Genomic DNA, 24399 nt, shown 5'->3' on the forward strand with positions numbered 1-24399 from the left:
GGAAGAAAACCGCCGATGCGGCGTTCGTGGGACATACTTCTAGTAGTGGGTTCTGCACCTAGCGTTGCGGGGGCACGCTGGGTGCACACATCCTGCACGCATAGGGCCCCGCGGTGCACCGCGGGGCCCTACGCGTTAGCGGCTTGCCCTTGGGGGCGAAGCCCCGGGGGTTGGGGTTTGACTTTTGAGGGGGGCGCAAGGGGGGCGAAGCCCCCCGAGGACTCTGGGGGCGAAGCCCCGTGGGGTGGGGTTTGATTTTTGAGGGGGGCGCTTGGGGGGCGAAGCCCCCCGAGGACTCTGGGGGCGAAGCCCCGGGGGTTGGGGTTTGACTTTGGGGGCACTTGGGGGGCGAAGCCCCCCGAGGGGGGTTAGGCGAGACGCGCGATGGACTTGTACTCCAGGTAGCCGGCCAGCCCCTCGGGGCCCAGTTCGCGGCCGATGCCGCTGGCCTTGTAGCCGCCGAAGGGCGCGTTGGTCTCCAGCATGAAGCAGTTGACGCCGTAGGTGCCGGTGCGGACCTGACGGGCGACGTCCATGCCGCGCTCGGTGTCGGCCGTCCACACCGTGCCGGCCAGGCCGTAGTCGCTGTCGTTGGCGATGCGGACCGCGTCGGCCTCGTCGGTGTACGGGATCACGGACAGGACCGGGCCGAAGATCTCCTCGCGGGCGATGCGCATGTCGTTGGTGACGCCGGCGAAGACGGTGGGCGAGACGTACCAGCCCCGGTCGTACGGCCGGTCCAGGCCGCCCACGACCACCTTGGCGCCCTCGTCCATGCCGATCTTGATGTAGCCCTCGACCCGGTCCTGCTGCCGCTTGGCCACCAGGGGACCGATGCCGGTCGCCGGGTCGGCGGGGTCGCCGACGGGCTGGGAGCCGACCATGCCCGCGACGGCCTCGACCACCTCGTCGTAGCGGTTCTGCGAGGCCAGGATGCGGGTCTGGGCCACGCACGCCTGGCCGTTGTTCATGAGGGCGGCCATGGACAGGAAGCCCATGCTGGCGGCCAGGTCGGCGTCGTCCAGGATGATCGCTGCGGACTTGCCGCCCAGCTCCAGGCTGACCCGCTTGAGCTGCTCGCCGCAGATGGCCCCGATGCGGCGGCCGGCCGCCGTCGAGCCGGTGAAGGCCACCTTGTCCACGCCGGCGTGCGAGATCAGGTGCTCGCCGACCTCGCGGCCCGCGGGCACGATGTTGAGCACACCCGCCGGCACGCCGGCCTCGACCGCCCACTCGGCCAGCAGGTACGCGTCCAGCGGCGTCTCGGGTGCGGGCTTGAGCACGATCGTGCACCCGGCCAGTAGCGCGGGCGCGAGCTTGGTCATCGTGACGAACTGCGGCACGTTCCACGGCACCACGGCGGCCACCACACCCACGGGCTCCCTGCGCACGGTGACCGGCCCGAACAGCCCCGGCCGCTCCTCCTCCTGGACGAACGACCTGCCCAGCTCGGCGTAGTACTGCAGCATGCCGAGCGGCTGCGGCGCCTGCGCCAGATTGGAGAACGTGATCGGCGAGCCCATCTCCTCCGTGATGAGCTGGGCCATCTCGCCCTGCCGCTCGTTGTAGATCCCGGCCAGCCTGCCGATCACCTCGGCCCGCTCGGCGAACGTCATCCGCGGCCACGGCCCCTGGTCGAACGCCTGGCGGGCGGCGGCGACCGCGCGTTCCATGTCCGCGGCCGTGCCGTCGGGCACCCGGCCGACGAGTTCCTCGGTGTGCGGTGATACGACGTCGATCGTTCCGGTGCCCGCTGGGGCCACCCATTCGCCCCCGATGAACAGCGTGTCGTGCTGGCGCATGTCGTGAGCCTCCTGCTTGACCGAATGCTTGCTTGCTAGCGGAATGCCTCAAGGTGACCGAACCATGTTCTGTCCGGACACGCAAGAGGGGTGCGGCGCCGCGCGCCGCACCCCTCTTTGGAACTAGCGGGGGTCGCTCAGCAGGTGTTGCATGGACCGCTTGACCAGGTCGGCACGTGCGGCCTGATCCGTTATGCTCTCCACGCCGAAGCCCAGGTAGACGGTGTCCTTGGTGACGATGCCGCCGCCTTCCTCGAAGCGCTGGTCGGTGCGGAACCAGTTGTTGATCGATGGGGAGGAGCCCTCGGGAGCCGCCCCGACGGTCCAGCCGCTCAGGTCGGACTCGAACGAGGTCTGCTCGGCCGCCGCGCCGTCCAGCGTGACCGCGAAGTCGTCCAGGAAGACGCCCGCGCCCTGGGTGCCCCAGTCGCTGATGTAGGAGATGGACAGCTCAACCTGCTTGCCCGCGTACGGGGTCAGGTCGATCTTCCACTGCTGCCAGCCGGCCGAGTTGCCGGAGGCCGCGTTCCACGCGCCCGAGGTGCCGGTGGACTCGCAGTTCGGGCCCTGGTAGCGCTCGGTGAACGGGTGGATGGAACGCCAGCCCTCGCCGCCGCTCGGCGGGTCGCAGCTGCTGCCGGTGGCCTGCGTGGTGTGGCCGTTGGCGTCGGGCAGCGTCGTCCAGTCGTCGCCGCCGGCGGTGCGGGCCTCCACGGTCAGGAAGTCCCATTCCGACTCGGTGTCGAACGAGGTCCAGAACGACAGGTCGCCGGCGGCCTTCCCGGTCAGGTCGATGGTCTTGGTCAGCCGCTTCCAGGAGACGTCGGCGATGCCGCTGTAGACGTCCCAGGAGCCGGTGTGCGGGTCGAAGGGGCCGCCCGGGCGTACCCACTTGACCTGGGCGTTGCTCGCGAACAGCGGGAACTGCTGCGCGGGCAGGATGGCGGAGGCCGCAACGAACGAGTTGGTGTGGCCCGGCTCCAGCGTGCCGTTGAAGCCCTCGAACTTGCCGCCCGCGCCCTGCAGGCCGAACGGCTGGCCGGTGTCGTGGTCGGTGCCGGCGTCGTCGAAGTAGACGTACGCGCCGAGCCAGTACTGCTGGAAGTCGTTGAACACCGGGATGCACGGCGGGTCGTCGGGCACGGTGCACTCGGGCTGCGCCGGCTGGTTCGGCTGGTAGTAGTAGGCGCCGTTGTTGTTGGCCGCGTACGACGGGTACTTGCCGGCGTGCAGCAGCTTGCCGCCCTCGTTCAGGTAGTCGCGGACCGCCAGCTCGGTGTCCACGCCGGCCTTGGACGTGGTGCCTCCCACCTGGCCGGTCGATCTCGGGATGATGTCGTCGCCGGTCTCCCAGACCACCGCCTTGTAGTGGCTGAGCACGCCGAGCGGGTGCGGGGCCTTGCGGCCCATCTTGTCCATGTCGTACACGTCCGAGGTGTAGCCGGCCGTCTGGAGCGCGGCGGCGTACTCGTCGGCGTACTTGGCCTCGGTCACGCCCTGCGCCGGGCTGAGCCCCGTGACGTCCTCGGCGGCCAGGACCAGCACCTGGCCGCCGATGTCGGTGGCGACGGTGTAGGTGAAGTCGGCGCTCTTCTTGCCGATCGAGCTGAACCAGACCTTGACCTTGTCACCCGGCTTGGTGCCGGTGATCTTGCCGCGCAGCCGGTGGTAGTAGCGGTTGTAGCCCTCGCCGTAGCGCTCGCCGCCCTTCCACTCGCCGGTCAGCGCGGTCTTGGTACGGCCGCCGTTGACCTGGTAGTTCAGGAAGACCGGGCCGACCTTGCGCTTGGCGTTGACCTGGACGACCTGGTCCCTGCCGTAGCTGACCTCGAACGGGTCGATCTCGAAGTCGGGGGTCGTGTTGCCCAGGTGGTTCACCGGCTCGACGGGGTTGACCGCGGACTTGGCCACGTCGAGCGCGAATGGCAGGCCCTTCTCGAACTCCGCCTGCACCAGCGCCTCGTCGTCGGGGAAGACGAAGCCGCAACCGTCGCAGCCCTCGTTGAGCTCCGGCGTCCACGACAGCGTGCCGTACTGGAAGTGCGCCTGGTCGTTGGTGTCGCCGTTCGTGGTGTAGAGCTCGGCGCCGAGGTCCGGGTCGAAGCCCGGGATGGCGGGGTTGGCGTCGTCGCCGGTGATCGCCTCGTAGATCGGGTTGTCGGCGGTCTCCGTGGCGATCTGCACGCCCATCGGGTAGAGCAGCAGCGGGCCGTAGGAGTGGTAGTTCAGCTGCATCTCGAAGCCGACGCGCTTGAGCAGGCCGACCATGGCCTTGGTCTCCGGCTCGCTGGCCGGGCCCGCGCCGCGGAAGGTCTCGCTGCTGGGGATGCTCGACGAGCCTTCCTCGTCGTAGTGGAAGTTCGTGGGGAAGTTCCGGTTCGGGTCGACGCCGTCACCGTTCGTGATCTGGCCGTCGCCGTTGTTGTCGCGCAGGTTCTTGCGCCACAGGCGGTTGCCCTCGGTGAAGGTGAAGTCGTACCCGTCGGGGTTGGCCACCGGCACGAACCACAACTCGGTCTTGTTGAGCAGGTCCTTGAGCTTGGCCCTGTTCGCGACCACGTACTTCAGCAGCCGCATGTCGACCTCGGTCGAGATCCACTCGCGGGCGTGTTGGGTGGCGGAGTAGAGGGTCGACGGCTTGAGGCCGTCGGGCAGCAGTTTGGCGCCGGTGCTCACCTTGACGGCCAGGATGTCCTGGCCCTTCAGCGACTTGCCGATGGACTGCAGCTTGACGATGTCCTTGTTGGCGTTCGCGATGGCCTTGAGCTGGTCGGCGATGCCGCCGCGCTCGGAGTAGGACTTGTAGACGGTGTAGCCGCCGGCCGCCTGCGTCCTGGCGGCCTCCAGCTGGGTCTGGCCCTGCGGGTTGCGCACGGGCTCCGGTTTGTAGCCGAGCTTCCGCAGCGCGTCGAGGTCCACCTGGGCGGCGGTCAGCTCGACGTGCTCCTTGTCGCCCTTGTTGTCGTGCTGGACGACGTCGAAGCCCTTCTCCCTGAGGGTCTGCGCGGTGCCCGGCGGGCTGTCCAGCTGGTACAGCTCGATGCGGTCGCTGGGCGGTAACGGGTCTACGGACGCCCGCGCGGGCATGGCCACGAGGGTTGCGCCTAAGCCGAGGATGACGGCGGCGGCGAGGGTGATTGATCGAGACAAGTCTGCCCCTTCGCAGAGACGAAGTTCGATCGCCATCTCAAACCGTTGGAGCGATCTAGACAAGACCCAATCTTTTAGGCCTTCCTTAATTCGGACGAATAGCTAGAAACTTCGCCAAAGGTGCGGCAGTTCGGTCGTTTGGATGACAAGAATCAAGATCATCTTCTATAGTTTCGGTCCGTCTATGACGGGAGGGGGCGGGTGTGAGAATCTGGCGGATCGCCGTACTTGTCGCCGTTCTCGCCGGGCTGCTCGGACTCCCCGCGCCACAACCTGCCGCAGCCGATCCCACCCCAGCTGAGCTGCGCAAACTCACCAAAGATGCGGCCCGGCTCAACGATCTCTACCGCGGCCAGATCCAGAGCCTGGAGGAGATCAGGTTCCAGGCCAAGAAGGCCACCGACACCTCGGGCAACCTGCAGGCCCAGCTGAAGGCCGCGCAGGCCGAGGTGGGGCGCATCGCGCAGACCGCCTACATGGTCGGCCCCCTCGACAACCTGCAGCTCCTCACGCCCAACGTCGACCCGTACATGATGCTGGGCCAGGCCGCCAACATGACCTACATGGCCGACGAGCGCACGCAGCGGGTCGAGAACATCAAGAAGCTGATCGAGAAGTCCAAAGAGGCGAAGGTCAACGCCAACGAGAAGATCGAGAAGATGCGCAAGGAGATCAAGACCTTGCAGAGCAAGCGGCGCGAGATGGAGCGCCTGCTCGCCAAATACGGCTTTCAGCAGCCCGGGGGCGCCGAGGGGCTGACGCCGCGGATGATCTCGGTACGCGCCGAGATCATGCAGAACTTCCCCATGAAGTACGGGGTGGGCTGCCTGCGCCCGGGCGACCCCGGAGAGCACGGCAAGGGCCGGGCCTGCGACTTCATGATGTCCAGCGGCGGCACCATGGCCTCAGGGGCCGACGCCGACCGCGGTGACGCGCTGGCCGAGTGGCTCATCAAGAACGGGCCTCGGATCGGCGTGATGTACATCATCTGGAAGCAGCGTTACTACGACATCCGCTCCGGGGGCGGCTGGGATCCCATGTCGGATCGCGGCGGGGTGACGGCCAACCACTACGACCACGTTCACGTGTCGGTGTTCTGACGCTCCAGGAACTCCCGCAGCCACGCGTACGACGCCCTCGGAGTGCGGCGCTGGGTCTCGAAGTCCACGTGTACGAGGCCGAAGCGCTGGTGGTAGCCCTCGGCCCACTCGAAGTTGTCCAGCAGGGACCAGACGAAGTAGCCGCGCACGTCCACGCCCTCCGCCATGGCCGCTCGCATCGCCTGGATATGGCCCTCCAGGAAGGCGATGCGGGCCTGGTCCTCGATCGTGGTCGTGTCGCCGGTCGAGCAGCCGTTCTCCGTGATGAGGATGGGCGGGAGCGCGGTGCCGTACCTGGTCTTGAGGCCCGTCAGGAGCTCGCGCAGGCCGTCGGGGACGACCGGCCAGCCGAAGGCCGTGGTGGGGTAGCCGGTGATGCCCGCGTCCGTGAAGGGGAGTCCTTCCGTTGCCGGCGCCGCTATGCGGGTGGGGTTGTAGTAGTTGATGCCCAGGGCGTCCAAGGGCGTCGAGATGGTGTCCAGGTCGCCGTCCTGGAGGAAGTCCAGGGTGGGGGTGTAGAGGGATAGATCCGGATATTTGCCTAGAAGTACGGGGTCGTTGAACAGGCGGTTGTGGAGGGTGTCGTACGCCGCTGCCGCCTTCAGGTCGGGCTCCCGCTGGGAGGCGGGCCAGACCGGGGTGCAGTTGTTGGTGAGCGCCACCTGGCGGGCGCCCGCCGCCCTCAGGGCCTGTACGGCCATTCCATGGGCCAGCAACTGGTGGTGGGCGGCTGGGAGGGCGTCCGTCAGGAGGGCCTGGCCGGGGGCGTGCAGGCCCAGGGCGTAGCCGTAGGCCATGTGGACGAACGGCTCGTTCAGGGTGATCCACAGGGGGACGCGGTCGGCCAGGCGGTCGGCGACTGTGGCGGCGTACTCGGCGAAGATTTCGGAAATTTCGCGATTCATCCACCCGCCGCGGTCCTGCAGCGGCTGCGGGAGGTCCCAGTGGAACAGGGTCGGCACCGGCTGGATGCCCGCCTCCAGCAGGGCGTCCACCAGTCTTTCGTAGAAGTCGAGGCCCTTGGTGTTGACTACTCCGTGGGGCTGGATCCGCGGCCAGGAGATCGAGAAGCGGTAGGCGTTCACGCCGAGGCCCGACATGAGCGCGACGTCCTCGCGCCACCGGTGGTAGTGGTCGCACGCCACGTCCCCGGTGTGCCCGTCTCTCGTGCGCCCCGGCTCGTGCGCGAACGTGTCCCAGATGGAGACACCCCTGCCGTCCTCCCGGACGGCCCCCTCGATCTGGTACGCGGCCGTGGCCGTACCCCATAGGAACATCCCGGGCTCCCTGCTGCTATGCGAGTCTGACTCATGTTAAAAGTGCCAGGATTTACCTGCTGGTAATAGGCCAGGATGGGGACATGACGAGTACCTTGCGCCGTCGCCCCGCCCAGCGCCGCAGCGTGGAGCGGGTGGAGCGGATGCTCGACGAGTGCGCGCTCCTGCTCGACGAGGTCGGTTACGAGGCGCTGACCACGAAGGAGGTCGCGCGCCGGGCCGAGGTGCCGATCGGCACGTTCTACCAGTTCTTCCACGACAAGCAGGGGTTGGTGCGGGCGCTGGCGCGGCGCAACCTGGAGGCGTTCCTGCGGCGGGTCACCGAGCGCATCGCCGTGGCCGACCTCGGGCACTGGACGGATCTGGTCGATCTGGCCATCGACGAGTTCGTCGACATGAAGCGCACCACGCCCGGGTTCGCGGTGATGGACTTCGGCGAGGTGCTCACCATGCCCGGCGGGCCTCCCGTCGAGGGCACCAAGCGCGCGCTCGACGGGACGCAGGACAACAACTCCGTGGTGGCCGACCGGCTGCGCTCCGTCACGCTCGACCTCCTGGACGCCCCCGGAGGGCGGGAGCTCGACTGCGCGCTGCTGGTGGCGGTCGAGGCCACGGACGCGGTGCTCAAGCTGGCCTTCCGGGTCGATCCTTGTGGTGACCAGGTGCTGATCGCCGAATGCAAGCGACTGGTCCGCCTCTACCTCGCCGATCACCTTCCTGAGCCGGCGGCAGGATGTCCTCCACCAGCCACAGGCCGCCCATACCCAGCTTGAGCAGGCCCTGTGAGGGGAGTCGGTCTCGCGCATCCAGGCGGCGGGCGAGCAGGGCCAGCAGGCCGCCTCCACCGCCGTTCAGGAGGCCGCGTCCATGCGGGCGCGCAGTTCGGCGTCCAGCTTGAGGTCCGCGGCGCCGATGGCCTCTTCGAGCTGCACCAACGTGGACACGCCCACGATGGGTACGATGCCGTCGCCCATCAGCCAGGCCAGCACGACCTGGTTCGGGGTGGCGCCCAGCTCCTTCGCCACCTCGTGCAGCACGGCGAGGCGGCGGGTCGTGCCCGGATGGTCGTAGATCTCGGAGATCGGCCGGTCAGCACGCGTGTAGGCGCCGAACATGAGCGTGTTGTACGCCCACAGCGTCAGATCCGGCTCGGCGGCCAGGTAGTCGAGGATCTCGTCCGAGACGAGCCGGTGCCCCGACTCCGCGAGCCTGGCCAGCGGCCGCGGCCGCAGGTACGTGTGGCGCAGTTGGAGATAGGTGTAGGGCATCCAGTTGTGGGCGGCAGAGACGTTCCTGGCCCGTTCGAGGCGCCAGGCCGCTATGTTGCTCGCCCCCGCGCTGCGGATCCTGCCCTGCCGGGCGAGCTCGTCGAACGCCCCCAGAGTCTCCTCCAACGGGACGGAACGGTCTTCGATGTGCGACCAATACACATCGATGTAGTCCGTCCCCAATCTCCGGAGGCTGCCCTCCGCCGCCTTGGCGACGGCGGGCGCGGACAGGCCCTCCGCCGAGTCCAGGGTGGTGTCGCCGGGCACGGTGGGCCGGGCGCCGGCCTTCGTACTGATGAAGACCTCGTCCCGGTTGCCGCGGGCGGCCAGCCACGCGCCGATGGCCAGCTCGCTCTCGTCGCCCGTCCGGCCCTCCACCCAGAACGGGTAGTTGTTGGCCGTGTCGAGCATGGTGCCGCCGGCCTCGTGGAACCGGTCCAGGATGGCGAAGGTGTCCCGCAGGTCTACGGTCGTGCCGAACGGGATCGTGCCGAGTGCGATGTTCATGGGCCCGACTTTGAGAGCTGGAGCGCACTCCATGTCAAGCCCGTTGACCTGGAGTGCACTCCAGGTGGGAAAATTAACTTCGTGAGCGTCTATACCCCCGCGGAAGTGGTCGAGGAGACCGGCTTCAGCCTCGACACCCTGCGTTACTACGAGAAGATCGGCCTGCTGGAGCGCATCGGCAGGAACGCGGCCGGGCAGCGCAGGTTCAGCCAGGAGGACGTCGGCTGGCTCGGCATGTTGCGCTGCCTGCGTGACACGGGCATGCCCATCGCCCGGATGCTCCGCTTCGCCGAGCTCGTACGCGCGGGGGACCACACGATCCCCGACCGGATCAAGCTGCTGGAGGAGCACGACCAGCAGGTCCAGGGCCAGATCGACAACCTCGGCGAGCGGCAGCGCTACATCCACAACAAGATCTCCTACTACCGCAGCTTCCTCTAGCCCCGCCTTTGCGGTCCGGCTGTTAGACCAAGATCCATGGCCGGATCGAGGGTGCGGGGGATCAACCTGCCGCTGCGCCGCGTGGCCAAGCTCTGCGCGGCGATGCTGTTCGTCCTGCTGGCGCACATCACGGTCGTCCAGGCGTTCGGGTCGCCTGTGCTCAACGCCGACCGCAGGAACGAACGTCCGCTCATCGCCAGGTTCGACCATCCGCGCGGCGACATCCTCACCTACGACGGCACGGCCATCGCCACCAGCCGCCCGACCGGCCACGGCCCGTACCTCTACGGGCGCCTCTACAAGAGCGGCGAGCTGTACGCGCCCATCACCGGGTACGTCTCGCTGCACCGCTCCACCGGCATCGAACAGGCCCAGGACGCGGTGTTGTCCGGGGACGACACCAAGGTCAAGGTGCGCTCGATGGTCAGGGAGGAGCCCGTCGAAGGGGCCGACGTCAGGCTGACGATCAGGGAGCGGGTGCAGTGGGCCGCGTACCGGAGCCTCAAGGAGACGGGGATCCCGGGGGCGGCGGTGGCGCTCGACCCGGCGACCGGGGCGGTCCTGGCGCTGGCCTCGTATCCGTCCTACGACCCGAACGCCTTCACCACCTTCGACCGCGACCGGCTCGCCGCGACGACCCGGCGGCTCAAGCAGACCTCTTCCCAGCCCCTGCTGAACCGGGCGCTGAACCGGCTGTATCCGCCCGGGTCCACGTTCAAGCTGGTCACCACGGCCGCGGCGCTGGCCTCCGGCGAGTACACACCCTCGGCCCTGGTGGACGCGCCCACGCGGTTGCGGCTCCCGGGGACGCCCACGTACCTGGAGAACGCGGTGGCCTGTGGTGACGCCCGTCCGACGCTCACGTACGCGTTCCAGGTGTCCTGTAACACCGCTTTCGCCAACGTCGGGCTCCAGCTCGGGCAGGACCTGCTGCGGGATCAGGCGGAGGCGTTCGGCTTCAACGCGCCTCGCCTGACGATTCCGCTGGCCACGACGCCGAGCCGGTATCCGCCGGCGATGGACCGGGCGCAGACCGCCCTGGCGGCCGTCGGGCACCACGACAACCGGGCGACCCCGCTGATGATCGCCATGCTGTCGGCGGCCGTGGCCAACAACGGGGTGCTGATGCGGCCGTACCTGGTGGATGAGGTACGGCTGCCGGACGGCTCGATCATCAACCGCGCCGGCCCTGTGCCTTATCGGACGGCTGTGTCCACGACGCTGGCCAAGGTGCTGGCGGCGATGATGACGACGGTGACGCACAAGGGGGGTACGGGGACGGGGGCGGCCATTCCCGGGGTGGAGGTGGCCGCCAAGACCGCCATCCTGGAGACCGTCCCGGGAATGGAGGACTATGCCCTAGTGACGGCCTTCGCCCCGGCGGACACGCCTGAGGTGGCGGTGGGGGTGGTGCTGGAGCATCCCGGGTCCCGGGCCAACGCAGTGGCCTCGATCGCCCGCGCCGTCATCGAGGCCGCCCTGGCCTGACGGTCTCATCGGCCATGGCTTGAGTGTGCCCGGGGGCACTGACAGTTCTCCATCGAATATGTTCTCTACGCCGAATACGTATGGGCGCATGGCGTAGTTGGTGACACACTCACAGTGATGCTGCGATCTGCCGACTTCAGCAATCTGCCGGCCGAGCCGAACTTGTTCGTGGGCCGGGAGTCCGATGTGGATGAGCTCGTCCACCTGATGCGTGTTTCGCGCGCCGTGACCCTCTGCGGCGCGGGCGGCATCGGGAAGACCCGGCTGGCCGTGCGGCTGGCCGCCAGGATCGCGCCCGACCATCCGGGCGGCGTGTGGCTGATCGAGCTGGCCGATCTGGAGAAGGACGAGCTCAGAGGGCATGTCGCCGCCGCACTCGGCATCGCCGGCGATCTGGCGGAGACGATCGGCGGGCGGCGGGCGTTGTTGCTGCTCGACAACTGCGAGCCGGTGATCGGTGAGTGCGCCGAGCTGTGCCGTGATCTGCTCGGCGCCTGCCCGGGGGTCACCGTGCTGGCCACCAGTCGCGAGCCGTTGCGCGTTCCCGGCGAGACCGTGTGGCGGGTGCCGCCGCTCTCGGTGGCCGGGGAGGAGAGCGAGGCCGTGCGGCTGTTCGTGGCCAGGGCCACCGCCGCCAGGCCCGCCTTCGAGCTGACCGACGAGACGCGGCCGCTGGTCGTGGAGTTGTGCCAGGCGCTCGACGGGCTGCCGCTGGCGATCGAGCTGGCGGCCGCCATGGTCAGGGTCCTGTCCGTGGGGCAGCTCGTCGAACGGCTGGACGACAGGTTCAGGCTGCTGGCGGGCGGCGCGCGTACCGCTCCCGCCCGGCACCGCACGCTCAGGGCGGCGGTCGACTGGAGCTACCGGCTGCTCAGCCCGCAGGAGCGGCTGCTGTTGCGGCGCACGGCCGCCTTCCGCTCCTCCTGGACGCTGGATCTGGCCGAAGGGGTCTGCTCGGGGCCCGGGCTGCCGGAGGAGGAAGTGCTGCTCAGGTTGTGTGACCTGGTCGACAAGTCCCTGGTCGCCCTCGACGGTGAGATCGCGGGTCAGGCGAGATACCGGCTGCTGGAGACCGTACGAGAATACGCGCTCGAACAGCTCGCCGAGTCCGGCGAGGAGGCCGAGCTGCGGCGCCGGCATCTGACGGCGCTGGCCGGGATGGCGGCCGGGTTCAAGGAGGCGCTGGCGCCGGGCACGCGCACGTCGTGGCCGGTGGTCGAGCGGTACGTCAACCTGTTCGACGCGCTCAAGGTCGAGGTCGGCTGGGCCTGCGACTGGTCGATCGCGATCGGGTTGCCGGAGACGGCGCTCGGCCTGCTGACCGACGCGCGGCTGCTGCTGATCGGCAGCGGCAGGAAGCTCGACATGGCCGAGCGGCTGGACCGGCTGCTGGCCCTCGACGCCCCGCAGGTGGGGCCGGGGTTGCGCGGGCAGGCCACGATCCTGCGCGGCGAGCTGGCCGCGGCGGCCGGCGATCTGGAGCTGGCCACCCGCTGTGCGCGGGCCGGGATCGACCTGTGCGCAACCGACGGCGACGGGTACGGCGAAGGCGTCGGCCTGATCCTGCTGGCCCAGCTCACCGGCGAGCAGGACCACCTGATCCGCGCCCTGGAGACGGCCAGGCGGTCCGGCGACCTCATCCTGGAGGTGCAGGCCCAGAGCGCCAGAGCCGCGTTCGGACTGCACGAGGGCCGCCTGCACGAGGCGCAGCGCGCGTTCGAGGAGGTCCTGTCGATCAGCGAGGAGCTCGACAACCACTACGGCCAGTCCTATGCGCACACCGGCCTGGCCCAGGTGGCCAGGCGCTCGGGCGACCCCGCGACGGCCAAGCGGCACTACGAGTCGGGGCTGCGCCTGCTGCGGCACGTGGACGCCAGGCAGCAGATCGTGAGCTGCCTGGCCGGGCTCGGCGGGCTGGCGCTGGACCAGGGCGACCTGGTGGAGGCCAGGGCCAGGCTCACCGAGGCGCTGGTGCTCAGCCGCGACGCGGGGCTGCGTGCCGGCATCGCCAGGCGGCTGGAGACGTGGGCGAGCCTGGTCGCGGCCGAGGGCGACCACCGGCGCGCGGTCCTGCTGGCCGCCGCCTCGGTGGCGCTGCGCGGCCGCCAGCCGGACGCGCGGACCGAGGAGGTCCTGCGCCCCGCGCGGGCTGTGCTCGGCGAGGCCGTGGTCGGCGTGCTCTGGGCGGAGGGCACGAACATGACCGCCGACCAGGCGGTGGCCTGCGCGCTCGACGGTGCGCTGCCCGAGCCGTCCGCCGAGCCGGTCGTGCCCGCCAATCAGGAGAGCAGGCTCACGGCCAGGGAACGGGAGATCGCCGAGCTGGTCGCCAGAGGGCTCAGCAACCGGGCGATCGCCGACGAACTGGTCATCAGCCCGGCCACGGCCGCCCGCCACGTGGCCAACATCCTGTCCAAACTGGGCTTCTCGACGCGTACACAGATCGCCGCATGGGTGATCGAGAGCCGCTGAGACCGTCACTTCTCTACACATCGTCACGCCGGCCCGCTTACACCTTGGAATGGCCATGTCAGCGCATGTGCCACCCCCACCTGCCCGCCTACCGTTTCTCGCGGGAAGCTTGCTTCCCGCGTAGGTAAGACGCCTCTTCCACGCCTTTTGTGGGGGGGGTCGCGGGGGGCTTGCCCCCCCGTGTGTGTGGGACGTCACGTGTCCCCAAGGGGCTGGGCCTCCTCGGAGGGGTGGGGGTCTGGTTCCGGGCGCGTGACAGCGGGCTCGAGTCGCGCAGGGCTCGGGCCCGCCCGGACGCTCCCGGGGAATGCACATCGGCATACATACATCGGTGGATGTTGCGGGCGACCGACCGGCCGTACGTTGTCGGACATGAAGCCCACCGCCTCGACCACCGGCACCGTGATCCACGAGGTGTTCCGCCGGGCCTACGAGCGCGGCGACCGGCCCGCGCTCGTCGATCTGCGCGGCGGTCACGTCTACGGATATCGCATGCTGGTGAACGAGGTGACCAGAGCGGCCTCCGGGCTGGTGCGCAGGGGCGCCAGGCGGGACCAGGTGGTGGGCGTGCACGTCTCGACGGCGGGCGCGCAGACGCTGGCCGTGCACACCGTGCTGGCCGCGGGCGGGGTGGCGGCGCCGATCGATCCCGCGCTCGGGCCGGAGGAGATGGCCGCGTGGTTGCGGGCCTGCGACGCCCGTACGCTGATCACCACGCCGGACCTGGCCGAGACGGCGATCCTGGCGGCGGAGGAGTCCTGGGTGCGGCAGGTCGTCTCGCTGGGCGCGGCGCTCGACACGATCGACTTCCGCAGCCTGCTCACGCTGGAGCCCACCGCGCTGCCCGCGCTCGACGCCAAGCGCCAGGACGCCCTCGTGCTGCCCGGCGGCCGCCTGTCGCACGCCGATCTGCTGGCCAGGATGGCCGAGCTCGACCTCCCCGTACGCCTGGGCGAGTCCGACGTGGTGCTGGCCACGTGGCTCCCGGACGGCGGTTGCGACCTGCTCGCCCTGGTCGGCCTGGGCGTGTCGAAGGGGGCGCTGGTGGTCGCGTCGTGCGGTGGCGATCTTCCTGGCACCACTTACGACTTCAGCGTCACCGTGGTGACGAGCTCGAAGGGCGCGCTGGAGCGCGTCCGCTGAATATGCGGACCTGTTACCCGCCCATCCCTTGACGACCCGATGCGGGAAGTGGGTTGATATCCGTTGTTGACAACGTTGTCAAATCACCGACTTCGGGGGGATTCGAAGGGATGGTGTGCGATGCGACGGTGGTTAGCGGCCGTTTCGATCACGATGGTGAGCGTGCTGGGCCTGGCGGCCTGCGGCGGTGGCGGCCAGCAGGCCGCGCAGTCGCCTGCGGCGAGCGGCGGTGGGAAACAGCAGGTTGAGGTCTTCTCGTGGTGGACGGGCCCGGGTGAGGCCGACGGCCTGCAGGCGATGCGGAAGATCTTCGAGCAGCAGAATCCCAACTTCACGTTCTTCGACGCGGCGGTCGCGGGCGGTTCTGGCGACAAGGCGAAGGCGCTGCTGCAGTCGAAGCTCCAGGCCAGCACCCCGCCCGACACCTTCCAGGGACACGCGGGCGCCGAGCTGCAGGGTTACATCAAGGCGGGCAACCTGGAGGACCTGACCTCGCTCTACGACGAGCTGAAGCTCAAGGACGTCTTCCCCGCACAGCTCATCGACCAGATCAGCGTCGAGGGCAAGATCTATTCGGTGCCGGTCAACATCCACAGGTCGAACGTCCTGTGGTTCAACCCGGCGGTGCTGAAGGACGCGGGCGTGGCCGGCGCGCCGAAGACGATCGAGGAGTTCATCGCCGCCCTGGAGAAGGTCAAGGCCAAGGGCAAGATCCCGCTGTCCATCGGCTCCGAGTGGACCGCCACCCACCTGCTGGAGAACGTGCTGCTCGGCTCGCTCGGCACCGACGCCTACAACGCGCTGTTCAAGCCGGGCGCCGACTGGAACAGCCCGCAGGTGGCCACGGCGCTGCAGAACTTCGCCAAGATCATGACGTACGCGGGCGACCCCCAGGACGACTGGCAGCCCGCCGCCAAGCAGGTCGCCGACGGCCAGGCCGCGTTCAACATCATGGGCGACTGGGCGTACGGCTACTTCCACAACCCGCCCGAGGGCGGCCTGGGCAAGACGTCGAAGACGGACTTCGACTGGGCGCCGGCTCCCGGGACCGAGGGCACGTACCTGTGGTTGTCCGACAGCTTCACCCTGCCCAAGGGCGCGAAGAACCGTGACGGGGCCATCGCCTGGCTCAAGGTCGCGGCCAGCAAGGAGGGCCAGGACGCCTTCAATCCCAAGAAGGGCTCGATCCCCGCGCGCAAGGACGCCGACCAGTCGCTCTACACCGACTACCTGGCCGACGCGCTGAAGGACTGGTCGAGCAACAAGCTCGCCGGGTCCATCCAGCACGGCGTGTCGGTGAACCAGCCGTGGCTGGCCTCGATCAACGAGGCGGTCGGGTTGTTCATCGGCAGCAAGGACGTCAAGGCCCTGCAGCAGGGGCTGTCCGACGCGGCCACGGCCAACGCTCAGTAGCTCAGCTCGTGGAGTGCGGCGGGCGCGGGCCCGCCGCACCCCTGGGAGGGAATCGCTTGTGAGGCGGGCACGCACGTGGTTGCCCGGGCTCCTCCTCGTCACGCCGTCGATCATCGCGATCGGCGTCTTCGTGTACGGCATGCTCGGCTGGAACTTCCGGCTGGCCATGACGGACAAGCACGATGAGGTGTCCGAGGGCGAGTTCGTGGGTCTGAAGAACTTCGTCGACATCTGGGACCAGCCCCGATGGCATCTCTCGGTGAACCACGCGATCGTGTTCACGATCGTGTTCGTGCTGGGGGCGTTGCTGCTCGGGTGGCTGCTGGCGTTCCTCATGGAGAAGGGGATCAGGGGCGAGGGGACGTTCCGGGCGATCTACCTGTTCCCGATGGCCATCTCGTTCGTCGCCACCGGGATCGTGTGGCGGTGGCTGATGAACTCGGGCACGGGGGAGCGGGCGGTCGGGCTGAACCGGCTGTTCGACTGGGTCGGGCTGCCGCAGTGGCAGTGGTTCAGGGATCCGGACTGGGGGATGGCCGCGATGGCGCTTCCGGCCGTCTGGCAGATGTCCGGATATATCATGGCGCTCTTTCTGGCCGGGTTCCGCGGCGTACCCGAGGAGTTGCGGGAGGCGGCGCGGGTGGACGGCTGCACCGAGTGGGGCGTCTACCGGTACGTCGTCCTGCCCCTGCTCAGGCCGGTGACCCTGTCCGCGCTGATCATCCTGGGGCACATCTCGCTCAAGGTGTTCGACCTGATCGTGGCGGTGTCGGGGAAGCAGATCATCACCGACGTGCCCGCGGTGTTCATGTGGGTGGCGGTGTTCGACTCGCACGATCCGGCGAAGGGGGCCACGATCGCGTCGTACATCGTGGTGAGCGTGGCGATCTTCGTGATCCCGTACCTGATCTGGTCCGTGCGTAAGGAGAGGCGCTCATGACGGCGGTGGCCGGGCGCCGGGCGGGGTTCTCCTGGACGCGGTTCGGCCTGCTGGTCGTCTTCGTGGTGATCTTCCTCATCCCGATCTACGTGTTGCTGGTCACCAGCTTCAAGCCGCTCACGGAGGCCGATCCCGGCCAGGCGTGGAACCTGCCGCGGACGTGGACGGTGGAGGCGTGGCGGGTCGCGTGGGAGAAGCTGGCCCCCGGGTTGTGGAACAGCGTGCTGCTGGCCGTCCCCGGCTCGCTGATCTCGTGCGCGCTGGGCTCCATGAACGGCTATGTGCTGTCCAAGTGGCGCTTTCCCGGGGCGGACGTGTTGTTCACGCTGTTCCTGTTCGGGATGTTCATCCCCTACCAGGGGGTGATGATCCCGCTGGTGCAGCTGCTCGTGGGGCTGAACGAGCTGACCGGGCTGCAGGGCGTCTTCTACGGCGGCATCCCGGGGCTGGTGCTGGCCCATGTGGTGTACGGCATCCCGATCTGCACGCTGATCTTCCGCAACTACTACGTGACGATTCCCGACGAGCTGATCGAGGCGTCGCGGGTGGACGGCGCGGGGATGTTGCGGGCGTACTGGTCGGTGGTGCTGCCGGTGTCGGGGCCCGCGATCGCGGTGGTCGTCATCTGGCAGTTCACCTCGTTGTGGAACGACTTCCTGTTCGCCGTCTTCCTGACCGGGCCGACGAGCTGGCCGACGACCGTGATGCTGAACAACATCGCGGGCGCGCAGGCCACCCCGTACAGCCAGCAGATGGCGGCGGCCATCCTGGCGTCCATCCCGACGATGCTGATCTACGTGTTGCTGGGCCGGTTCTTCATGCGGGGGCTCATGGCGGGGGCGCTCAAGGGGTAGCCAGATGAGCCAGGGGCTCGCCGCGTACGTAGCGGGCCACGTCGGCGGCCACGATCGAGGCCGCCTTCATCGCCGTCTCCTTGCTGGCCCCGGCCAGGTGCGGGGTCATCACCAGGTTCGGCGTGGTGAGCAGGCGTGACCCCTGGGGGATGGGTTCCTCCGGGAAGACGTCCATCGCGGCGCCGAACAGGTGGCCCGAGTCGAGCGCGTCGCACAGGGCGTCGTAGTCGAGCAGCGCGCCCCGGGCGCAGTTGACCAGGATCGAGCCCTCGGGCATGGCGGCGATCTCGGCCGCGCCGATCATGCCGGTGGTCTCCGGGGTGGCGCGGGCGTGCAGCGAGACGAACCGGGAGCGTTCGAGCAGCTCGCCGAGGCCCACCCCACGGCCGGGCACGTCCACGTACGGGTCGTAGGCCAGCACGTTCGCGCCGAAGCCTTCGAGCATGCGGGCCACCCGGCGGCCGATCGCCCCGTAGCCGACCAGGCCGGCCGTGCTGCCCTCCAGCTCCGGGCCGACGTTGTCGTACATGTAGTAGTCGCCCCGCCACACGCCCCCGGCCAGGTCGGCGTGCGTCTGGGGGATCCTGCGGGTGGCGGCGAGCAGCATGGCGAGGGTGTGCTCGGCGGTGGCCACCGCGTTGCGGCCCGGCGCGTACGTCACCGCCACCCCCGCCTGCGCGGCCGCCTCCAGGTTGGCGTTGACCGGCCCGCCCCGGCTCACGCAGAACAGCCGCAGGTCGGGGGAGGCGTCCAGCACCCGCTTGGTCAGGGGCGCCATCTGGGTCACGCAGACCTCGACGCCGCGCAACGCCTCGATCAGCTCCTCCTCCACGTCGGAGGCCTCGTCCACCTCGCCCACCCGGCCGAACGGCTGCACCGGCCACGGCAGCGTCAGCTCGCTGACGTCTACCTCACCGGGGACCTCGCGCTTGAGCGCGTCGATGAGCAGGCGGTTCTGGACGAAGTGGTCGCCTGCGGCAAGGACTCGGATGGTCAACGAACGGCTCCAATCGGGGAGTTGTACTGCAACATCGCGGCCCGCCCGTTACGTAGGCGCAGCTCGGTCAGGGCGCAGTTGTCCAGGCGCGGGAACAGCCGCCGGTATTCGCCGAGCGGCACCCCGATGAGCCGGCACAGGGCGAGCCTGATGGCGGTCGTGTGCGCGACCACCAGCACGCGGCCGGTGGGGTGCGCGGCGGAGATGTCGTGCAGCGCCGCCGTGAAACGCTCGGCCGCCTGGTACGGGTCCTCCCCGCCCGGCAGCGGGTGCTCGGCGGGGTCGGCCTCGAAGGCGGCGCGGGCCTCGGGGAAACGTTCGGCCATCTCCGCCGAGGTCAGGCCGTCTCCTTCGCCGAAGTCCAGTTCGCGCAGCCTGTCGTCGGTCCGGAGGTGCACGCCTGCCTTGGCCGCACTGGCCGCGGCGGTGATCCTGGCGCGGCTGAGCGTGGAGGACCAGACGGCTGCCAGTCCCGCCTGACCGGCCCATTCGGCGAGCCGGGCGGCCTGATCGAGGCCGCGCGGGGTCAGGTCGACGTCGCTGAGCCCGGCGTAGCGGTTCTCGGCGTGCCAGACGGTCTCGCCGTGGCGTACCAGGACGAGGTCGGTCATGGGGTGATCCTCTCGCGAGCGTGGGAGGCGACTTGTGCCGGGAGCCAGCCGCGCCGCTCCAGCTCGGTGACGAAGCGCAGGTACGGCTCGCTGAGATCGGCTCCTGACGGCTCCACGACCGCCCTGGTTCTGATCATCCGGCTGGGATCGGCGGACGCGAGCACGGCCATGCCCAAGGCGGGCTCGGCGTTCTCCCGCAACGTCACGGGACGTCCGAGGACATCCGCTCTGAGCTGGGTCCAGTACGCGCTGCGGGTGGCGCCGCCGGTCAGGATGATCTCGCCGTCCACGGGGGCGCCGAGCAGGTCGAGGTAGTCGAAGCAGAGGCGCTCGACGAAGGCCGCGCCGAGCAGGATCGCCGCATAGCGCTCGACGTCGTCGGCCGGGTCGCCGAGGGTGAACGTCTCGGCTTCGGGGGCGTCGAACGGGAAGCGCTCGCCGCGCGACACGAGGGGGTAGGTGATGGCCGGCCATTCGGCCAAGCCGTCGGAGGCGCGTGGGCCGAAGCGAGCCGCTGCCTGCGCGCTCAGCGCGTCGAGATCGCGGTCGGGCAGCTCGCGTGTCAGGACGCCCGCGCCCGTGCTCGACGCGCCTCCCGGCAGCCACGAGCCGTCCGGCGCGCGGTGCGAGTACACCACCCCCAGCGGGTCGTGGATCAGCTCCTTCGTCACGCCCTTGAGCACCAGCGTCGTGCCCAGCACCGAGTTCCAGCTCCCGACCCGCTGCGCGCCCGCGCCGAGCTGGGCCGCGCACCCGTCCGTGGTCCCGGCGATCACCGGCGTGCCTGCCGGGATGCCGGTCTCGCCGGCCGCCGAAGCGCAGACCACGCCGAGGCGGGCGCCGGGTCGCACGACCTCGGGGAGCAGCTCCGCGGGCACCCCGAGCGCGTCCATCACCTCGGCGGGCCAGCGTTCCTCGATGAGATCCACGCCGGTCTTGAGCGCGTTGCTCAGGTCGGTGGCCACCTCGTGCCCGACCAGCCGCCGGTTGACGAAGTCGCTCTGATGGGCCAGCCGGGCTCCCGCGGGCGCGTCTCCGAGCAGCCACAGCAGCTTCGGGAGCCCCCAGTTGGGCTGCATGCGCCGGTAGCCGAGCCGTTCCCAGACGTGCGCGCCCACCTCGTTGACGCGTTCGGCGTCGGCCCGCCGGTCGTCGTACATCAGGGCGGGCGTCAAGGCCCTGCCCTGAGCGTCGGAGAGCAGGATCGTTCCAGAGGTCGCGTCCACGGCCACGCCCGCGACCTGCTCCGGCGGCACGTCCCGCAGGGCCTCCCGGGTGGCGGCGGCCAGCTCGCGCCACCACTGGTCGGGGTCCTGCTCGTGGCGGGGACCGTCGCGGTGGCTGGTCAGGGCGCGGCTGCCGGTGCCGAGCACCTGGCCGTCTCCGGTGACGGCCATCGCCCGCACGCTCTGCGTCCCGAGGTCGATGCCGATCCACACGCTCATGTACGGCTCCTCATGTTCGGCTTCGCATCTCGGACAGCAGGGGCCACGTACCGGCGCTGGTCCCGCGCAGCGTCAGGAAGTCGTCGAACAGCCTGGAATAGAACGTCTGGCGTGCGGGGTCGGGCTCGACCGCGGCGCGCAGGCGTACATGCTCCGAGGCCGCCGCGGCGATGGACGGAGCCGCGCCCGTGGCGGCCAGCCCCACCAGGTACGCGCCCCGCGCCCCCACCTCGGCGTCGGCCGAGCGGCGCACGGGGAGTCCGGTGACGTCGGCGATCAGCCTGAGCCAGACGGCGCTGGCCGAGCCGCCCCCGCACACCCGCAACTCCGTCGGCGCGGCGCCGGTGGCCGCCAGGCAGTCGCGGATGACCATCGTGAGCCCTTCCAGCACGGCCCGGGCGACGTGCTCACGGCCGTGCTCGAACGACATGCCCAGCAGCGAGCCCCTGGCCAGCGGATCGGAGAAGGGCGCCCGCTCACCGGCGGGCGACAGGTACGGCAGGAACGTCAGCCCGCGCGCCCCCGGCTCGCTCAGCAGGGCCAGCTCGCCCAGCTCGGCCGGATCGCCCAGGCCCAGCAGGCGGCACGTCCACTGCACCACCTCCGTGCCCGCGAACGTGGGGAAGGCCCGCAGGTAGTCGCCCGGGATGGCGATCGTGATGCCGGTCGGCTCGCCATCCAGGTCGGGGGACTCGACGATGACCTCGGTGGAGAGCGTGGTGCCGAGGATGCCGCACGCCTGCCCGGCCCGCACCGCGCCCGCGCCCAGCGCCGTCGCCGCGATGTCGTACGGGGCCATCACGACCGGCGTCCCGGCCGGCAGGCCGAGAGTCGCGGCGGCGGCAGGCGACAACTCGGCGACGTGGCTGGACCGGATCGGGGGCAGCAGCCGTCCGGCCCACTCCAGTCCGAACATGGTCAGGAGCGACGGCGAGTACGCCCGCGCCCGCAGGTCCATGAACGGCGCGGAGGCGTCGGACTCGTCGGCCGCCAGCTCCCCCGTGAGCCGGTAGAAGATCCAGCCGCCGCAGGTGAGCATGGCGCTCGATCGTTCGAGCCGTCCGGGGTCGTTCGCGTGCAGCCAGGTCAGGATGGCGTGCGGCAACCCCGAGGCGGCCGAGGATCCGTTGACCCGGAAGGCCGCGGCGGCCAGCCCCTCCCGCGTCCAGGCGTCCACGGTCGAGGCCGCCCTGCCGTCGTTCCAGAGGATCGCGGGCCCGGTCGGCTCGCCGTCCGCGCCGACCAGCCAGCAGCCGTCGCCCTGGGCCGTCACCGCCACGAACTCGACGTCACCCACCCGGGCCGCGACCTCGCGCACCGTTCGGGCGACCGCGGCCCAGACCGCGCCCATGTCCTGCTCGGCATGCCCGGCCGCGGGCCTGGACACCACGGTCTCCTGCCGGGCGACGGCCGCCTCCGCACCGGAGTCGTCGTACCCGACCGCTTTGATGACCGTGGTCCCCGCGTCCACGCAGATGATCGCCATCAGGCCCTGCCGTGGGAGGTCCTCGACCGGCGCGACACGGAGTCGACGATCACCGCGAGCAGCAGCACGGCCCCGGTGACCACGAACCTGATCGAGGAGTCCAGGTTCAGCAGCGTCAGGCCGCTGGAGATCGACTGGATCACGATGATCCCGAGCAGCGCGCCGAACGCCGTGCCGCGCCCGCCGAACAGGCTCGTCCCGCCGATCACGGCCGCCGCGATGGCGTTGAGGTTGACGTCGCCCGCGCCGCTGCTCTGGTTGGCCGCCGCCAGCCTGGCCGCGGCCAGGATGCCGCCCACCGCCGCGAACGTCGAGCAGAGCACGAACACGGAGGTGTAGATCGCCTTGACGTTGATGCCGGCCCGGCGCGCCGCCTCCACGTTGCCGCCCACCGCGTAGACGGCCCTGCCCCACTTCGTCCGCGACAGCAGGTAGTGCATGATCAGCACCAGCGCCACGAAGAAGACGAACATCCAGCCCACGCCGCGCGTCTGGCCCAGATACCAGACCACGAACGCCAGCACCACCAGCAGCGCGACGCTCCTGACGGCCAGCGTGGACACGCTCCTGGCCGACAGCCCCGCCCGGCGCCGCTCCTGCGCGTACAGGAACCCGCTGGCGAACAACCAGACGGCCGCGATCAACGCGAACGTGTACGACAACCAGGCCGGTACGAAGTCGAGCTGCGCGAAGTTCACCAGCCCCGAGTCGAACGGCAGGTTGATCGACCCTTTGGTGCCCAGCACGTACAGCTGGAGCCCGAGGAAGGCCAGCAGCCCGGCCAGCGTGATCACGAAGCTCGGCACCCCGAACCTGTTGAACAGCTGCCCGTACACCCACCCGAGGACCGCGCCCATGACGACCGAGGCCAGGATGGCCAGCCAGACCGGCAGCCCTTCGCCGACGAACAACACGGCGAGCACCGCGCCCGACAACCCGCTGACCGAGCCGACGGACAGGTCGATCTGCCCCACCAGCAGCACGCACACGATGCCGAGCGCGATGATGCCGACGGCGGCGGACTCCAGCGTGAGGTTCACCAGGTTCGCGCTGGACAGGAAGATCGGGTTGAGGATCTGCAGCACCGTCCAGATGACCACGAGCCCGACCACGACGGGGATCACGCCCAGGTCGCCGCCCCTGGCCCGCTCGACTACGTCGGCGAGCGCGCCGCGCAGCCCCTCGCGGTTCTGCAGCCGCTCGTCCTGGCGGTCGGTGGTGACAGTACTCACGACAGTCCTTCCTGCGCGCGCGCCACTCGCCTGGACACCGCGTTGTCGGTGGCGCCGGTGATGGCGGCGATGATGTCCTCGGTGGAGACCTGGCCCACGTCGAACACTCCGTTGTTGCGGCCGAGCCGCAGCACCGCCACGGTGTCGGCGACGGCTTTCACGTCCGCCATGTTGTGGCTGATCATGATGACGCCCAGGCCGTTCTCGCGCAGCCGCTCGACCAGGTTGAGCACCTCGGCCGTCTGCGCCACGCCGAGCGCGGCGGTCGGCTCGTCGAGGATGATGACCTTCGGGTCGCCGAGCAGCGACCTGGCGATGGCCACCGTCTGCCGCTGGCCGCCCGACAGCGCCGCGACCGGCACCCGTACGCTCGGGATCTTCGCGGAGAGCTGGCGGAGCAGCTCCCACGAGCGGGTCTCCATGGCCACGTCGTTCAGCCGCAGCGGGCGGATCTCCTGGCCGAGGAACAGGTTCTGGATCACGTTGAGGTTCTCGCACAGCGCCAGGTCCTGGAAGACGGTGGCGATGCCGAGCTTGTGCGCGGCGGCCGGGGTCGGAATGTCGACCTCGTTCCCCTCGAACGTGATCGTGCCCGAGTCCGGCGGGTGCACGCCCGAGAGGATCTTGACCAGCGTCGACTTGCCCGCGCCGTTGTCTCCCACGACGGCCACGACCTGGCCCTCGGCGACGTCGAGTTCGATGTCGGTGAGCGCGGCCACCGCGCCGAAGGTCTTGCTGATCCCGCGCAGGGAGAGGACGGTCATCGGTGGTCT

General features: G+C 69.8%; 19 protein-coding genes. 9 read left to right on the top strand and 10 right to left on the bottom strand.

The features are described 5' to 3' along the window. Nucleotides 1–368: 368 nt before the first annotated feature. Together ACFLIM_RS16045 and ACFLIM_RS16050 are read right to left on the bottom strand one after the other, a co-directional pair. On the bottom strand, nucleotides 369–1802 hold the full coding sequence (locus tag ACFLIM_RS16045) for an aldehyde dehydrogenase (protein ID WP_393165966.1): 1434 nt from the start codon (nucleotides 1800–1802) through the stop codon (nucleotides 369–371). 123 nt (nucleotides 1803–1925) lie between these two features. Beyond that, nucleotides 1926–4952 carry a M14 family metallopeptidase gene (locus ACFLIM_RS16050; RefSeq protein ID WP_393165968.1) on the bottom strand — a complete coding sequence of 1009 codons (3027 nt, stop codon included), beginning with the start codon at nucleotides 4950–4952 and terminating at the stop codon, nucleotides 1926–1928. A 203-nt stretch (nucleotides 4953–5155) separates the two neighbouring features. Between ACFLIM_RS16050 and ACFLIM_RS16055 the strand changes: the two genes are divergently transcribed. Further along, nucleotides 5156–6052, top strand: a complete 897-nt coding sequence (locus ACFLIM_RS16055; RefSeq protein ID WP_393165970.1) for a coiled-coil domain-containing protein — start codon at nucleotides 5156–5158, stop codon at nucleotides 6050–6052. Here ACFLIM_RS16055 and ACFLIM_RS16060 read toward each other — a convergent pair. After that, nucleotides 6034–7329, bottom strand: a complete 1296-nt coding sequence (locus ACFLIM_RS16060; protein ID WP_393165972.1) for a GH1 family beta-glucosidase — start codon at nucleotides 7327–7329, stop codon at nucleotides 6034–6036. The two genes, ACFLIM_RS16055 and ACFLIM_RS16060, sit on opposite strands and share 19 nt — an antisense overlap. A gap of 83 nt (nucleotides 7330–7412) precedes the next feature. On the opposite strand from ACFLIM_RS16060, the gene ACFLIM_RS16065 reads away from it, so the two are divergent. Then, the gene (locus ACFLIM_RS16065; RefSeq protein WP_393165974.1) at nucleotides 7413–8102 is read left to right on the top strand and encodes a TetR family transcriptional regulator; all 690 of its coding nucleotides are present in this window, start codon (nucleotides 7413–7415) and stop codon (nucleotides 8100–8102) included. 78 nt (nucleotides 8103–8180) lie between these two features. On the opposite strand, the gene ACFLIM_RS16070 is transcribed toward ACFLIM_RS16065, so the two are convergent. Next, nucleotides 8181–9104: an aldo/keto reductase gene (locus tag ACFLIM_RS16070; protein ID WP_393165976.1), complete on the bottom strand. Its 924-nt coding sequence runs from the start codon at nucleotides 9102–9104 to the stop codon at nucleotides 8181–8183. Nucleotides 9105–9185: 81 nt separating this feature from the next. Here ACFLIM_RS16070 and ACFLIM_RS16075 point away from each other — a divergent pair, with 81 nt between their 5' ends. From ACFLIM_RS16075 to ACFLIM_RS16105, 7 genes are all read left to right on the top strand, one after another. Continuing rightward, nucleotides 9186–9545 carry a MerR family transcriptional regulator gene (locus ACFLIM_RS16075; RefSeq protein ID WP_393165978.1) on the top strand — a complete coding sequence of 120 codons (360 nt, stop codon included), beginning with the start codon at nucleotides 9186–9188 and terminating at the stop codon, nucleotides 9543–9545. Nucleotides 9546–9581: 36 nt separating this feature from the next. Then, a complete protein-coding gene (locus ACFLIM_RS16080) occupies nucleotides 9582–11033 on the top strand; it encodes a peptidoglycan D,D-transpeptidase FtsI family protein (protein ID WP_393165980.1) in 1452 nt (483 codons plus the stop codon). A gap of 117 nt (nucleotides 11034–11150) precedes the next feature. Continuing rightward, complete coding sequence (locus ACFLIM_RS16085) at nucleotides 11151–13505, top strand: ATP-binding protein (protein WP_393165982.1); 2355 nt, start codon at nucleotides 11151–11153, stop codon at nucleotides 13503–13505. A 372-nt stretch (nucleotides 13506–13877) separates the two neighbouring features. Continuing rightward, on the top strand, nucleotides 13878–14648 hold the full coding sequence (locus ACFLIM_RS16090) for an AMP-binding protein (RefSeq protein ID WP_393165984.1): 771 nt from the start codon (nucleotides 13878–13880) through the stop codon (nucleotides 14646–14648). A 120-nt stretch (nucleotides 14649–14768) separates the two neighbouring features. Further along, the gene (locus ACFLIM_RS16095) at nucleotides 14769–16061 is read left to right on the top strand and encodes an ABC transporter substrate-binding protein (protein ID WP_393165986.1); all 1293 of its coding nucleotides are present in this window, start codon (nucleotides 14769–14771) and stop codon (nucleotides 16059–16061) included. A 58-nt stretch (nucleotides 16062–16119) separates the two neighbouring features. Then, nucleotides 16120–17001, top strand: coding sequence for a carbohydrate ABC transporter permease (locus tag ACFLIM_RS16100; RefSeq protein WP_393165988.1), 882 nt, complete (start codon nucleotides 16120–16122; stop codon nucleotides 16999–17001). After that, nucleotides 16998–17855 carry a carbohydrate ABC transporter permease gene (locus ACFLIM_RS16105; RefSeq protein ID WP_393165990.1) on the top strand — a complete coding sequence of 286 codons (858 nt, stop codon included), beginning with the start codon at nucleotides 16998–17000 and terminating at the stop codon, nucleotides 17853–17855. The genes ACFLIM_RS16100 and ACFLIM_RS16105 overlap by 4 nt, the downstream gene beginning before the upstream one ends. Here ACFLIM_RS16105 and ACFLIM_RS16110 read toward each other — a convergent pair. From ACFLIM_RS16110 to ACFLIM_RS16135, 6 genes are read right to left on the bottom strand one after another with little or no spacing between them, the layout of a single operon-like run. Beyond that, entirely contained in the window at nucleotides 17845–18852 is a 1008-nt protein-coding gene (locus ACFLIM_RS16110) for a 2-hydroxyacid dehydrogenase (protein ID WP_393165992.1), read from the bottom strand. The two genes, ACFLIM_RS16105 and ACFLIM_RS16110, sit on opposite strands and share 11 nt — an antisense overlap. Beyond that, a complete protein-coding gene (locus ACFLIM_RS16115; protein ID WP_393165994.1) occupies nucleotides 18849–19463 on the bottom strand; it encodes a histidine phosphatase family protein in 615 nt (204 codons plus the stop codon). The genes ACFLIM_RS16110 and ACFLIM_RS16115 overlap by 4 nt, the downstream gene beginning before the upstream one ends. Next, entirely contained in the window at nucleotides 19460–20908 is a 1449-nt protein-coding gene (locus ACFLIM_RS16120; protein WP_393165996.1) for an FGGY-family carbohydrate kinase, read from the bottom strand. The genes ACFLIM_RS16115 and ACFLIM_RS16120 overlap by 4 nt, the downstream gene beginning before the upstream one ends. A gap of 10 nt (nucleotides 20909–20918) precedes the next feature. Beyond that, nucleotides 20919–22394 (bottom strand): FGGY family carbohydrate kinase, encoded by a 1476-nt coding sequence (locus tag ACFLIM_RS16125; protein ID WP_393165998.1) that lies wholly within the window; start codon nucleotides 22392–22394, stop codon nucleotides 20919–20921. Continuing rightward, entirely contained in the window at nucleotides 22394–23626 is a 1233-nt protein-coding gene (locus ACFLIM_RS16130; RefSeq protein WP_393166000.1) for a sugar ABC transporter permease, read from the bottom strand. The genes ACFLIM_RS16125 and ACFLIM_RS16130 overlap by 1 nt, the downstream gene beginning before the upstream one ends. Further along, nucleotides 23623–24390: an ATP-binding cassette domain-containing protein gene (locus ACFLIM_RS16135; RefSeq protein WP_393166002.1), complete on the bottom strand. Its 768-nt coding sequence runs from the start codon at nucleotides 24388–24390 to the stop codon at nucleotides 23623–23625. The genes ACFLIM_RS16130 and ACFLIM_RS16135 overlap by 4 nt, the downstream gene beginning before the upstream one ends. Nucleotides 24391–24399 lie beyond the last annotated feature (9 nt).

The organism is Nonomuraea marmarensis (genome assembly GCF_043197025.1).
Classification (GTDB): Bacteria; Actinomycetota; Actinomycetes; order Streptosporangiales; family Streptosporangiaceae; genus Nonomuraea; species Nonomuraea marmarensis.